The following is a 13,811-nucleotide window of genomic DNA, read 5'->3' on the forward strand; positions in this document are numbered from 1 at the left end:
GTAAAAAACAAAATCCCAAAACGTTGACCGCTTTGGGATTCTATATTTATTTCAATAGTAATTGCTTAACTATTTAACATCCATCAATTCAACGTCGAAAATCAAGATAGCGTTTGGTGGAATTACACCTCCAGCACCTGCTGGTCCGTATCCTAAATCAGATGGGATTACGAAACGGGCTTTGTCACCTACTTGCAATAAAGCAATACCTTCGTCCCAACCTTCAATTACCTGACCTTGACCTAATCTGAATTCGATTGGTTTTTTTCTTGGGTAAGAAGAATCAAAAACTTTACCGTTCTCTAATGACCCTTCGTAGTGTACAGAAACTGTTTTTCCTGCTTCGGCTTGCTTACCGGAACCTTTTTGGATAAATTGGTAACGCAAACCGCTTTCTGTTTTTTGAAAACCAGCAGCCAATGTTTCCATTTTTGCCTCAGCTTCCGCTTTCAAAGCAGCTTCTCTTTTCATACGAGCACCTTTCAAACTGATAAAAGCTTCGATTGCATTCCATTTTTGAGCTTCTTCACCAACTCTGATAATTTCCAATGTTTCCAAAACATCACCTTGAGCTACTGCATCAACCACATCCTGACCTTCAATCACGTGACCGAAAACAGTGTGTTTATTATCCAACCAACTTGTTGGCACGTGAGTGATAAAAAACTGAGAACCGTTAGTTCCAGGCCCAGCATTAGCCATAGAAAGCACTCCAGGACGATCGTGTTTCAAAGATGGGTGAAACTCGTCATCGAATTTATAACCTGGATCACCAGTTCCAGTTCCTTTTGGACAACCTCCCTGAATCATAAAATCAGGAATTACACGGTGAAAGCTCAAACCGTCATAGTATTTTTGACCTTGAGGTTTCACTTTGTTTTCCATATTTCCTTCAGCAAGAGCAACAAAGTTACCCACTGTACCAGGTGTCAAATCATGTGTTAATTTTACCAAAATCGCCCCTCTTGAGGTGTTGAATTTAGCGTATATCCCGTTTTCCATTTTGTTTAATTTTTATTGAGGTGCGAATTTACGAATAAAATTAAATAAACCTTTAAACTCTTAAACTTTTAAACTTTTTTAAACCCTCAACGAGCCACGAAATCCCCTAACGGCATAGTACGAAGAAGCGCCGTTGTGGTAAATAAATACATTGGCATAACGGAAATCGGCAAAAATAGCACCACCAAGTTTCCTGATATCCGAAGGCGTTTTTACCCAGCTAGAAGTTTTGGTATCAAAATCACCAAGTTGCTGTAACTCCCGATATTCAGCTTCGGTTAAAATTTCGATACCCATCTCGTTCGCCAAATCTATAGCGCTATTTTCCGGTTTGAATTCTTTTCTCGAATCCAAAGCTTCGCGGTCATAACAAAGACTTCTTCTCCCTTTTGGACTTTCAGCAGAGCAATCATAGAAAATATATTCGTTTGTTTTTTCATCATGACCTACAACGTCTGGTTCACCACCTGTTTTTTCCATTTCGTTGAGCGACCAAAGCTTTTCAGTATTGCTTTCCAATTTAGTTTGTACATTATCCCAATCAATGCCAATGTGACGATTTCTGTTTTTCTCAAAACGTTTTTTCAAAACAGTGATTAGTTGTTCACTTTCTTCCGGTGATAACTCTTTTATAGATTTTGCTGCCATAATAGCTGTTTTATTTTCGATGTTTTAATAGGTTCTTGACTTTACTTTTTATCAAACCTAGTTTCTACCAAAACTCCTTTAACCAGCGTTTGATAAACAACACAATATCTTTCTGTCAGTTTTGCGAGCGTTTGAATTTGCTCATCGGTTGCATCAGTTTCTAATAAAAATGATAACCGAATCACCTGAAATCCAACCGGAACTTCCTTGGAAACTCCTAAAGTCCCACGAAAATCCAAGTCTCCCTCGGCTTTAACAATTCCATCTTTTATTTCGATACCAAGAGCTGTCGAAACGGCGCTCAACGTTACTCCGGCACAAGCAACTAAAGCTTCGAGAAGCATATCTCCCGAACACGCAAGCATTCCGTTGCCACCCGTTGCCGGATGAAGTCCTGCTTCGGCCATCTCCCTTCCAGTTTCGACCTTACAGGAAATTCCATCACCAATTTTGCCCTGCGCTTTGAGTGTTATCATTGCAGCATCAGGAACTTCCCGATATTTATCTTTAATCGGTGCCTGAATGTTTTTAAGTTCTTCTGCATCCATATTATAAAGATTTTAATGATTGTTCTTTTCTTTCAATTCTATTAACCAGCAGGTTCCCAAAGTTCTATTTTGTTTCCTTCAGGATCCATTATATGAACAAATTTACCATAGTCGTATGACACAATTTCGTCCAATACCGTCACGCCGTTTTCTTTTAATTTTTGAACCAATCCTTCAATATTTTGAACCCGATAGTTGATCATGAATTCTTTTTTAGAAGGCGCAAAATACTCACTACCATTCTTGAAGGGACTCCATTGTAACGCATTTATCTGATCAGGATCAACAAGATCTCTGGATTCAAAAGTCGAACCATAGTCATTGACTTCAAGTCCTAAGTTATCTGCATACCAATTTCTAGTTTCTGCGGGATTCTCTGTAAAAAAGAAAATACCGCCAATTCCTGTTACTTTTGGAGTTAAGATGTCGGGTTTGTTATTTTGGTTTTTCATTAACTCTTTAGTTTAGTTTTATTTCAACAGTTGTTCGTTTTATCAATTCTCTAAAAATTTCATTGTCTGCAATTGTAAATAATAACATTTCCAAATAATACGGTTTTATAGTCTGGTCGTCAAAAACAGTTTTACTTAAAGTTTTAATAAGCTCGCAAAATTCAAAATAAGCAACACTGTGTTTGTAAAAAATTTCTTCTCCATTTTGGTAACTTTCTAAATGCGTCAAATGAATAATTGTGTTTATATCAAAATCAACAAGTTTTTTATTTCTTCCTGTAGGCATTGGAAAGTATTTGAGGCCTGTCGGTTTTGTGGTCATTATTAACCAATTTATTGCATAAATCACTCTTGAATCATAAATTACGTAATTATCTGGTTCTATAAAGGATGAAACTTTAGACAACGACGAGATTGTACTAAAAGTGTCTTTTGTTAATTTAGATTTTGCAAGCTGATTTGAAAATGTTTCTATTTTTTTCAAGTTGTTTTCATTTTGCTTAAAAGTCTGAATACCTCCCCATTTGTTTATTATCCAAAAATTCAAATCTGTTAATTTGTATGAACCTTTTGTTTTTGTTTTTATTAATTCTTTAAGCCTTATATTTCGGCTAAAAATATTTTCATTCTTGAATAATTCATTTTTTTCTTGGTCTGAAAATATATTTGTATCTATATCAAAATTATAATCAAACCTATTCTCTAGATCAACTGATTGTTTGTATTTTTTTAGTGTGTCAATTAATGAAGTCATAATACTTTAAAACTAATCGTTAAATTATACAGATTGAACTAATGAAATAATGATATTCACCCTAATCCAAGCTTCTTAAAATCACTATTCTCAAATTCTTATCACGTAAATATATTAAAAATTTCTCCTACATTATTTTTAAACCAAAAATTGCAACTCCAAATATGTATTATGAAATTAAAATCTTCATTAAAAAAATCTTTAATATAGAATACTTCGTGAGATTGCTTCGTTCCTCGCAATGATCCACTTGAGCTAAAATTGTTATTGCTGAAAATCTTAATTCCACTAAACCCTAGCCCTGATCGTAGTGGAAAGCCTTGCGAAGGAGGCTTGTATTTTTTTCCAGGTAAAAAAGAGCGACCGCAGGAAGCTCTTTTTTACCTGGAAAAAACAAGACTGCGAGCGAGCTTGAAATGGAGAGCAGGATAATGCTCCTAATCATTATCCCGTTTATTATTATATTGGCACTCCTTTGTATTTGGCTGCAAAGAATTATATTTGTTAGTCATTTTAAATCAAAAAGCATGGGTTCGATATACGACAAAGCGGATAATGAGGCTATTATTTCCCGAATCAATTCTCTTTCGCCCGAGAGCAGAGCGCTGTGGGGTAAGATGAGGGTAGACCAAATGTGTAAACATTGTAATGCTGCAATACAGGTTGCGTTTGGCACAAAAGAGCTGAAGACGAATTTCCTGTTGCGCATTTTGGGCAGATTAATAAAAAACAAGGCTTTTAATAGCGACTTTGGAAAAAACAGCCCCACTGCCAAAGAACTAAAATGTGAAGATTTATATGATTTTGAAACCAGTCGAAAAGAATTAATAGAAAGTTTTAGCCAATTTGCGAAAGGTACCGGAGTCATTAAAACTATGGATCATCCTTTTTGGGGAAAAATGAGTTTTGAAGATTGGGACAAATTGATGTGGAGACATACGGATCACCACTTGAGACAATTTGGAGTTTAAGAAACAACCCATTTATGAGCATCATCAGACATAAACATTTTTTTCTATCCTATTCGGAGGAACACGAGCAAGCGGAATGGGCAGCCTATTATTTGACCGAGGACTCGCGTTTGCAGCATCATTTTGAAAGGCCCTATTTCAAACAAGATCCATTGGTTGACACCGAGTCGGCGCATTGGAAAAACTACAAGGATACCGGTTTCGACAAAGGACATTTGGTTCCCGCCGCCGACATGAAATTTTCCGAAGAAGCTTACAATGAAACTTTTTTTACGTCGAATGTAGCTCCGCAAAACAGGGCTTTCAATGCAGGTGTTTGGAATCGGTTGGAACAGAAAGTCCGCTATTGGGCTGACAAATACAAAGCTGTTTTTATAGTAACAGGAAGTGTTTTACACGACAATTTGGTTACTATCGGTGATGAAGAAGTCTCTGTTCCTGATTATTTTTTCAAAATTGTGGTTCGGGTACAGAATAATGGTTTGGTTATGATTCCGTTTTTGGTTCCGAATCAAAAATCGGATGCGCCGCTTTATACTTTTGCAACGACTATCGATGATATTGAACAAATCACGGGTATCGATTTCAATCAGAAACTCTCAGAAAAAATTGAAGAGAAGATTGAAAGAGAGTTGAGTTATAAGGAATGGAGTTTTTATTGAAAAAGCAAAGGGCAAAGGGCAAAAGGCAAATAGCAAAATATCAAATAATTATATACAATTTTAATCTGCTTAAATCTGCTTGAAAAATTTAGCTTCAAAATTTTATTAACTTTACAGTTAAATCTCCGCTTATTGCATCAATGATTTAATTTTTTCTTTTAAAATTTCAAACTCTTCCTCACTAAAACCAATGGAAACGTAAACCACTTTTCCATTTTTGTCAATCAAATAATTTCTAGGAATGTATTGGGTTGCAAACTTATTATAAATCAATTTTCCCTTGTCCGGGCTGATAGGAAATCCAAATCCTTTTTTCTTTACAAAATCTTTCATTTCAGCCAAATCATGATCTCTTCCAAAACTGATTAATTTAAAATTGGGATTGTCTTTGTATTTATCCCAAATTTGCTTCTCCAAAAATGGCATTTCTACCATACAAGAACCACACCAAGTGGCGAAAAAATTAATCAAAACCACTTTTCCTTTAAAATCATCGCTCTTTTTGGTGTCTCCTTTGCTGTCGATATAGGTAAAACTTGGCATTGAATCTCCAATTTTAACAACAGAAGTTTTATCATAAGAGTTTCCTTCACTTTGTGCATTAGCTGAAAAAGTCAACAGTAAAATTAGTAACAAGCTCAATTTTTTCATTTCAGTTTCTGTTTAGATTCCTTCAAATCTAACAAAAACATAAGATAAAACCTAAAAAAAGCATTGTTTTTTCAGTATTAAACAAATCCACAATCTAAAAAAGTGAAGAAACAAAAACTTTCCCCAAATAAAATCGGAATTTAAAACTTTGTACCTTTGCCACTTCAAAATTTAGAAAAGAGCTCATGCGAATTGACATTATTACAGTATTACCCGAATTATTGAGAAGCCCTTTTGAAGGTTCGATTATGAAACGCGCTATAGACAAAGGACATGTCGAAGTTCATATTCACAATTTAAGGGATTATACAACCAACAAACAAAAAAGTGTTGACGATTATCCTTTTGGCGGTGGCGCCGGAATGGTGATGACCGTTCAACCTATTGATGCTTGCATCACTCATTTGAAAAGTGAAAGATCGTATGACGAAATCATATATATGTCACCTGACGGGGAAACTTTGAATCAAAAAATGGCTAACAAAATGTCGTTGTACCAAAACATTATCATTTTGTGCGGACATTACAAAGGGGTTGACCAACGTGTTCGCGACCATTTTATCACCAAGGAAATTTCGATAGGCGATTACGTTTTGTCAGGAGGTGAATTGGGAGCTTTGGTTTTGTCGGATGCCATAATCCGTTTGATTCCGGGGGTTTTGAGTGACGAAACATCAGCATTGACGGATAGTTTTCAGGACAATTTATTATCAGGCCCCATCTACACCCGCCCTGCCGATTACAAAGGCTGGAAAGTTCCGGATGTTTTATTGAGTGGTCATGCTGCCAAAATCGACAAATGGAGAGAAGACACTGCCTACGAACACACTAAAAACAGAAGACCCGATTTATTAAATGATTAATTTTTAAAACTTTATACTTTAGAACAAATAAAAACGTTCATTTTAAATAACTCTAAAGTATGAAATTATGAAAAAGATAATCACCAAAGTATTTTTGATTATTGCGTTTCTATATTCTTCCATTGCTTTTACGCAAGGAATAAATAAAGTGTCCTTGCTGAATGAACTGAACAAAACTTACGGAGTCACACTAAACGCAGATGAACAAAGCAATTTTGAAAATGCAAACAACACATTAGTATCGGAACTGTTTGCATTGGAAGAAAAAAATTTATCAAAAGAAAATCGCGATAAACAAATTGATAAATTATTTGACAAAAGAGACAAAGCCTTGACCTCGTCTTTAGGCATAAACAAATACAGTGACATTAAATCGCAAACCGGCTCAAAAACTGCAGAAACCGTACAAAAAGTAAAAGCTTCAAAAATGACTCCTTAAGTTATTTCGACAATACAAACCATAAAAAAGCTTTTAACGTTAAAGACTTTTTTTTATGTTTTCACCAATGAATCAGCACATTAAAAAAATTTAAGTTTGAAATTTGTATATTAAAAATTTTAGCTACATTTGCACCCTCAATTAGACCAACCTCTGGCGAGAACCGTGAATGTTGCTCTATTTAAACCATAAATAAAAAATAAAATGGCAGATTTATTGAAATTCGTTCAAGACGAATTCATAACAAGAAAAGATTTCCCTGAATTCGGAGCTGGAGACACAATCACAGTTTACTACGAAATTAAAGAGGGTGAAAAAACAAGAACACAGTTTTTCAAAGGTGTTGTTATCCAAAGAAGAGGAGCTGGAGTAACTGAAACTTTTACAATCCGTAAAATGTCAGGTTCAGTTGGTGTAGAGCGTATCTTCCCTGTTAACTTACCAGCTTTGCAAAAAATTGAAATCAATAAGAAAGGTCACGTACGTAGAGCTAGAATTTTCTACTTCAGAGAACTTACTGGTAAAAAAGCTAAAATCAAAGACAAAAGAAGATAGTTTAAGCTATTTCCTTAATGATAAAAAAGTCCCAACCGATGAAAATCGAGATTGGGACTTTTTTTTTGATAATTTTTAATAGCCTAAAATCAGAATTTAAAAATCAAAAGGGGGTAAAAATATCAAATTCAAAATATCACAGAATAACGTCTTAAAATTAGTTTTTTATCTGCAAATACAACCTCAAATCCAACATCATTTCATATATTTGCCCGCCTTATCTCAATCGATGTAATTACTAATAAGGCTCTTATTATAAACCACGCTTTAGATTAAAAAAAATAAAAAAAAATGACACCAAAAGCTAAAATTTTCTACACACTTACAGATGAGGCGCCTTTATTGGCAACCTACTCTTTTTTACCAATTGTCCAGGCTTTTACCGCTACTGCTGGAATCGAAATTGAAACAGAAGATATTTCAGTTGCAGCTCGTATCCTTGCTAATTTCCCTGAGTTTTTAACTGAGGAGCAAAGAGTAAAAGATTCTTTGGCAGAATTAGGAAAACTAGCTACTGCTCCAGAAGCAAACATCATCAAATTACCAAACGTTTCTGCATCTGTTCCTCAATTAAAAGGAGCTATTGCCGAATTGCAAGCACACGGATACAAAGTTCCTGACTACCCGGAAGATCCACAAAATGATGCTGAAGCAGCAATCAAAGCTAAATATGCTAAAATATTAGGGTCGGCTGTAAACCCTGTTTTACGTGAAGGAAACTCTGATCGTAGAGCTCCTAAAGCCGTAAAAAATTACGCAAAAGTAAACCCACACTCAATGGGAGCTTGGACTGCCGATTCAAAAACAACAGTTGCTTCTATGGAAAGCGGTGATTTTTACGGAAGTGAGCAATCAGTTACTGTTGCAGAAGCGACAGACGTAAAAATCGAATTTGTTGCTCAAGACGGTACAGCTACTGTTCTTAAAGCAAGTACTCCTTTGAAAGCAGGAGAAATCATCGACAGTTCTGTAATGCACTTAAACGCTTTGAAAGCTTTTGTTGCTAAAACAATCGCTGAAGCAAAAGCTCAAGGAGTATTACTTTCTGTACACTTAAAAGCTACCATGATGAAGGTTTCTGACCCAATTATCTTTGGTGCTATCGTTGAAGTTTATTTTGCCGATGTTTTCAAAAAATATGCAGATTTATTTGCTGAACTTGGAGTGAACACCAAAAATGGTTTAGGTGATGTGTATGCAAAAATCGCAGGTCATCCGCAACAAGCTGAAGTAGAAGCTGCAATTGCAGAGGCAATTGAAAACGGTCCAGCTTTGGCAATGGTTAATTCGGATAAAGGAATCACTAATCTTCATGTACCTTCTGATGTGATTGTTGATGCTTCTATGCCAGCAATGATCCGTACTTCAGGTCAAATGTGGGACAAAGCAGGAAAACTACAAGATACTATTGCTATCATCCCAGACCGTTGTTATGCTGGTATATATACTGCTACAATTGATTTCTGTAAAAAACACGGTGCTTTTGACCCAACGACAATGGGAAGCGTTCCTAACGTAGGTTTAATGGCTCAAAAAGCAGAAGAATATGGTTCTCATGATAAAACTTTCCAAATATCAGCTAACGGAGTAGTTCGTGTTGTGGATGTAAACGGAAAAGTTTTGATGGAACAAACTGTTGAAGCAAATGACATTTTCAGAATGTGTCAGGCGAAAGATGCCCCTATCCAGGACTGGGTAAAACTAGCCGTAAACAGAGCTCGTTTATCTGCTACCCCTGCTGTTTTCTGGTTAGATGAAAACAGAGCACACGACAGACAATTAATCCAAAAAGTTGAGAAATACTTAAAAGACTACGATACAGCCGGATTAGACATCCGTATCCTAAATCCAATTGCCGCTACCGAATTTACATTGGAGCGCATTATAAAAGGATTAGACACCATTTCGGTAACAGGAAACGTATTGCGTGACTACTTAACCGATTTATTCCCAATTCTTGAACTTGGAACTTCCGCAAAAATGCTTTCTATCGTTCCGTTGATGAATGGTGGTGGATTGTTCGAAACAGGTGCAGGTGGATCCGCTCCAAAACACGTTGAGCAATTTACGACTGAAGGATACTTACGCTGGGATTCATTAGGTGAATTCTTAGCTTTAGGTGCTTCTTTGGAACACTTAGGACAAACTTTGAACAACGAAAAAGCTATCGTTTTATCCGAAACTTTGGATCAGGCAAACGACGCTTTCTTGAAAAACGATAAATCTCCAGCTAGAAAAGTTGGTCAAATCGACAACCGTGGTTCTCACTTTTACTTAGCATTATATTGGGCTCAAGCTTTGGCTGCTCAAACAAAAGACACTGAGTTGCAAGCTATTTTTGCTCCAATTGCAAAAGAACTTACTGAAAACGAAGCTAAAATCGATGCTGAATTAATCGATTCTCAAGGTAAACCACAGGAAATTGGCGGTTACTACCAACCAAATCCAGCTTTAACAAGCAAAGCAATGAGACCAAGTACTACATTGAACACAATTTTGGACAAAATCTCAGCTTTAAAAACGGCTTAATCATTTTTAAACCCAAATAACTAAAAGACAACTGGAAACGGTTGTCTTTTTTTTTTGCGCTTTTGGAGCAAAACATTTGACTTTTTTATCAACATTGCTCCCGCTTTACGCTGCAATCTTATGTCCCGAACACCGGGTCATAAGGATTTCCTCTGCACACGAGCGAAGCGAACTGACGAAGTAATCGGGGCTAGAAATCAACATTCTAGTATTTTACTTTAAAAAAAATATTTTATAAATAAGCGAACATTCATTTATAAATACTACTTCTGCTTTTCCAAAAAAGTAACCAAATGCGAACAAGAGATACAAATAAAGAAGAATTGGTAAAACAAAAAGCGATCGAAATGCTTGTAAAACTGGGCATTGAAGGCTTTGGAATGAATCGATTGGCAAAAGAATGCGGCGTTTCGGTAGCCACTTTATACATCTACTACAAAGACAAAGAAGATTTGATAAAAAAAATTGGAATCGAAATTGGACAAAGTTTCTTCAATGAAATGACTGTAGATTTTTCTCCAACAATGTCCTTTAAAGACGGTTTGCGCAAACAATGGGAAAACAGGGCGCGTTATACCATAAAGTATCCGCTTCATGTTTCGTGTTGGGAACTTTTGAGCCATTCCAGCTATAGAGACGCAATTTTGGAAAGCAGCCTTTCTGATTTCAAAACCATAATGGGAGATTTTTTGAAAAAAGCAATAGAGAAAAAAGAATTAGTCTGCATGCCCAAAGAGGTATTTTGGAGTATTGCCTACGGCCCTTTATACACCTTACTTCGCTTCCATAATGAAGGAAAAACAATGGCAGGAACTCCTTTCGAACTCACAAAAGAAACCACAGAAAAAACATTTGAATTAGTAATAAAAGCTTTGACACCATAAAAAGTTTAGCAATGAAATCGCCATTAACAACAAGTTTGCGGTAGCAATTGAAAATCATCGAACACCGATGAAAATAAAATATTGTGAGATAAACAACGATAATAAAAAGCGATAACATATATGACCTATGACAAATAAATTTTACATATATGAAAAACCAAATTGAAAACATATTGGTATTTGCAACCAATATCAAAACAGAAAATGACAAACTAACAATAAGCAATGTTCTAAATAATAACCCGGAAATACTTCAATGGTCTCTCGATTTGGAAGACATTGACTGTGTTTTACGAATCGTAAGCTACACGTTATCTGAAGAACAAATAATAACCCTTTTAGACAACCAAAACTTCGAGTGCTCGGCATTGGAATAAGACAGACAATATGAAACAAGAAAAAATAAAGACTCCACCATTTACATCCTATCAAAAATTTGCAGTTTTCATACTCGCCATCACACAATTTACGGTAATTCTCGATTTTATGGTAATGTCGCCTTTGGGAGATATCCTGATGAAGTCATTGAACCTAAAACCAACACATTTTGGATTGGTCGTATCGGCTTACGCGTTTAGCGCGGGAACTTCAGGATTGCTTACTGCTGGTTTTGCCGATAAATTTGACCGCAAAAAACTTTTGCTATTCTTCTACGTAGGGTTTATTTCGGGAACCGTAATGTGCGGAATCGTAAACTCTTATTATTGGCTTGTTGCGGCCAGAATAATTACGGGATTGTTTGGTGGTGTTATCGGTTCCATATCGATGGCCATCATCGCCGATTTATTTAATATTCAGCAACGTGGCCGTGTAATGGGTTTTATCCAAATGGGCTTTGGAGCCAGCCAAATTCTAGGAATTCCTATCGGTTTGTATTTTGCTAATGCCTGGGGATGGCACGCACCTTTTTTATGGGTAGCTGGAATGGCAGGAATTATTGCGTTCACAATAGCTGTCAAACTAAAACCCATCACTAAACATCTCGCAGTGCAGCACGACAAATCACCTTTTGAACATTTAAAACACACTATCGCAAAGAAAGAATACCGAATTGGTTTCACTGCAACTGCCCTACTATCCGTTGGAGGTTTTATGATGATGCCCTTTGGGAGCGCTTTTGCCATCAACAACCTTCATGTTACGCAAGAACAATTACCAATGCTATTTATGATTGCCGGCTTAGCCACTCTAGTGATAATGCCTTTGATAGGAAAATTGAGCGACAGCATAGACAAATACAAAATATTTGTTTATGCCTCAATTTGGACAATGATAATGGTGGCTATTTATACCAACCTTGGGGTAACAGTGTTTGGACTGGTTGCCATTGCCAACGTATTGATGATGATGGGCGTCATGGGACGAATGGTTCCATCTTCAGCACTGGTAACTTCAATTCCCGAAATGCAAGACAGAGGCGCTTTTATGAGCATTAACTCCTCCTTACAGCAAATCGCCGGGGGTGTTGCAGCTGCTTTCGCAGGAACAATTGTAGTTCAGAAGACAAAAACGAGCCCCCTTGAACATTACGACACTTTGGGAATTATAATTATTGGAATTTCAATCCTTACGGTTGTACTTATGTATCGCGTCAATAAAATGGTAAAAAGAAGAAATCAGGGCAAGAAAGAAGATCTTATTACTTTTCAAGAAATATAGTCGAAAAATTCTATTTCAGATTAAACTATTTACTTACAGCACTATCTAATAGCAAACTTCAAAAAAAACCTATGAAAATCAATTTACCTCTGATTTTAATTTTAACAACACTTTTGACATTTTCATGCACTAGCAATGATTCAAAGTCTGAAACAGATCCTAATGTTAGTGATGATCTGGCTGGTCCAATTTCACGTCCACAAAACGGATATGGCTCTGATGGACAATATACTGTTGCAACCAAATCGTTTCCAAGTCCACTTTATAGCGGAAAAAATGTAACAATATTCTATCCAAAAGAAATTGGCACAGCAAGACCAACTATTTTTTATTCACATCCTTATGGTGGCGAAGAAAGCAGTTACAATATTGGATTATATGAATTTATAGCCAAGAAAGGGTATGTTGTTGTTTTTGCACCTTATCCTACAACAGGAGTCAGCATCGACGACCGATACAGTACGTTATGGGAAAGTTTTAAAAAAGCAGTAACTGATTATCCAAATATCATTGACACTTCAAAAATTGGTTTTATGGGGCATTCTTTTGGTGGAGGAGCATCATTTGCGTTGGCTCATAAAGCATTTATCAATGAAGGTTGGGGACAAAACGGACGCTTTATTTTTACAATGGCACAATGGTATGCACACCAAATTACCGATGCGGATTTGCTAAATTTTCCTGCAAATACAAAACTAATTACCCAAGTCTATGACGATGACGTGACCAACGACCACCGACTAGCCATTGATATTTTCAAAAACATCAATATTCCAGATTCAGAAAAAGATTTTATTCTGATTAAGAAAAGCGTACTACCCACATATACCTATACCGCTGAACACACCTTACCCAATACCCAGTCAGCCTATGATGCTTATGATTATTACGGTATTTACAGACTTCTTGATGCTATGATTGACTATAGTTTTAACGGTAGTTCAGCTGGTAAAAAAGTTGCTTTAGGAAATGGCTCAGCCGAGCAAATTACAATGCCAAGCTATAACGGACAAGCCTTAACACCATTAGAAGTCACTGACAATCCTATTCCGGCCTACCCGCAAAGCAAATATCAATTCCAATGCAGTTCTATCAACAATCCCAGAATTGCAAACTGCAAATAAATTCAAATTATTTAAATCTTACAAAATGCTATCTGGGACAAAATACACTATTTGCTCCCGGATAGCTAGT

General features: G+C 36.3%; 16 protein-coding genes. 10 read left to right on the top strand and 6 right to left on the bottom strand.

All coding sequences use genetic code 11. The features are described 5' to 3' along the window. Window positions 1–69: 69 nt before the first annotated feature. The 5 genes from OZP12_RS17245 to OZP12_RS17265 all read right to left on the bottom strand — a co-directional run bounded on the left by OZP12_RS17245 (window position 70) and on the right by OZP12_RS17265 (window position 3,404). Window positions 70–1,002, bottom strand: coding sequence for a peptidylprolyl isomerase (locus OZP12_RS17245; RefSeq protein WP_281226320.1), 933 nt, complete (start codon window positions 1,000–1,002; stop codon window positions 70–72). Window positions 1,003–1,080: 78 nt separating this feature from the next. Beyond that, complete coding sequence (locus tag OZP12_RS17250) at window positions 1,081–1,650, bottom strand: DUF4256 domain-containing protein (protein ID WP_281226321.1); 570 nt, start codon at window positions 1,648–1,650, stop codon at window positions 1,081–1,083. 41 nt (window positions 1,651–1,691) lie between these two features. Continuing rightward, the gene (locus tag OZP12_RS17255; RefSeq protein ID WP_281226322.1) at window positions 1,692–2,198 is read right to left on the bottom strand and encodes an OsmC family protein; all 507 of its coding nucleotides are present in this window, start codon (window positions 2,196–2,198) and stop codon (window positions 1,692–1,694) included. 41 nt (window positions 2,199–2,239) lie between these two features. Further along, window positions 2,240–2,650 (bottom strand): VOC family protein, encoded by a 411-nt coding sequence (locus OZP12_RS17260; protein ID WP_281226323.1) that lies wholly within the window; start codon window positions 2,648–2,650, stop codon window positions 2,240–2,242. Window positions 2,651–2,657: 7 nt separating this feature from the next. Continuing rightward, complete coding sequence (locus OZP12_RS17265; protein WP_281226324.1) at window positions 2,658–3,404, bottom strand: hypothetical protein; 747 nt, start codon at window positions 3,402–3,404, stop codon at window positions 2,658–2,660. Window positions 3,405–3,931: 527 nt separating this feature from the next. On the opposite strand from OZP12_RS17265, the gene OZP12_RS17270 reads away from it, so the two are divergent. Both OZP12_RS17270 and OZP12_RS17275 read left to right on the top strand, forming a co-directional pair. Continuing rightward, on the top strand, window positions 3,932–4,375 hold the full coding sequence (locus OZP12_RS17270) for a DUF1569 domain-containing protein (protein ID WP_281226325.1): 444 nt from the start codon (window positions 3,932–3,934) through the stop codon (window positions 4,373–4,375). A gap of 14 nt (window positions 4,376–4,389) precedes the next feature. Next, window positions 4,390–5,037, top strand: coding sequence for a DNA/RNA non-specific endonuclease (locus OZP12_RS17275; RefSeq protein ID WP_281226326.1), 648 nt, complete (start codon window positions 4,390–4,392; stop codon window positions 5,035–5,037). Window positions 5,038–5,166: 129 nt separating this feature from the next. Here OZP12_RS17275 and OZP12_RS17280 read toward each other — a convergent pair whose 3' ends face one another. After that, the gene (locus tag OZP12_RS17280) at window positions 5,167–5,688 is read right to left on the bottom strand and encodes a TlpA family protein disulfide reductase (RefSeq protein WP_281226327.1); all 522 of its coding nucleotides are present in this window, start codon (window positions 5,686–5,688) and stop codon (window positions 5,167–5,169) included. A 185-nt stretch (window positions 5,689–5,873) separates the two neighbouring features. Between OZP12_RS17280 and trmD the strand changes: the two genes are divergently transcribed. The 8 genes from trmD to OZP12_RS17320 all read left to right on the top strand — a co-directional run bounded on the left by trmD (window position 5,874) and on the right by OZP12_RS17320 (window position 13,741). Further along, window positions 5,874–6,551 (top strand): tRNA (guanosine(37)-N1)-methyltransferase TrmD, encoded by a 678-nt coding sequence (gene trmD, locus OZP12_RS17285; RefSeq protein WP_281226328.1) that lies wholly within the window; start codon window positions 5,874–5,876, stop codon window positions 6,549–6,551. Window positions 6,552–6,618: 67 nt separating this feature from the next. Beyond that, window positions 6,619–6,990: a hypothetical protein gene (locus tag OZP12_RS17290; RefSeq protein ID WP_281226329.1), complete on the top strand. Its 372-nt coding sequence runs from the start codon at window positions 6,619–6,621 to the stop codon at window positions 6,988–6,990. A gap of 204 nt (window positions 6,991–7,194) precedes the next feature. Continuing rightward, entirely contained in the window at window positions 7,195–7,545 is a 351-nt protein-coding gene (gene rplS / locus OZP12_RS17295; RefSeq protein WP_281226330.1) for a 50S ribosomal protein L19, read from the top strand. A gap of 291 nt (window positions 7,546–7,836) precedes the next feature. Beyond that, entirely contained in the window at window positions 7,837–10,074 is a 2,238-nt protein-coding gene (locus OZP12_RS17300) for an NADP-dependent isocitrate dehydrogenase (protein ID WP_281226331.1), read from the top strand. A gap of 293 nt (window positions 10,075–10,367) precedes the next feature. Beyond that, window positions 10,368–10,958: a TetR/AcrR family transcriptional regulator gene (locus OZP12_RS17305; protein ID WP_281226332.1), complete on the top strand. Its 591-nt coding sequence runs from the start codon at window positions 10,368–10,370 to the stop codon at window positions 10,956–10,958. Between the two features lie 149 nt (window positions 10,959–11,107). Continuing rightward, window positions 11,108–11,335, top strand: a complete 228-nt coding sequence (locus OZP12_RS17310) for a hypothetical protein (RefSeq protein ID WP_281226333.1) — start codon at window positions 11,108–11,110, stop codon at window positions 11,333–11,335. Between the two features lie 10 nt (window positions 11,336–11,345). Then, window positions 11,346–12,617, top strand: a complete 1,272-nt coding sequence (locus OZP12_RS17315; protein ID WP_281226334.1) for an MFS transporter — start codon at window positions 11,346–11,348, stop codon at window positions 12,615–12,617. Window positions 12,618–12,688: 71 nt separating this feature from the next. Beyond that, complete coding sequence (locus OZP12_RS17320) at window positions 12,689–13,741, top strand: alpha/beta hydrolase (protein ID WP_281226335.1); 1,053 nt, start codon at window positions 12,689–12,691, stop codon at window positions 13,739–13,741. Window positions 13,742–13,811: the final 70 nt, after the last annotated feature.

Origin of the sequence: Flavobacterium aquiphilum (genome assembly GCF_027111335.1) — a bacterium.
Taxonomy (GTDB): Bacteria; Bacteroidota; Bacteroidia; order Flavobacteriales; family Flavobacteriaceae; genus Flavobacterium; species Flavobacterium aquiphilum.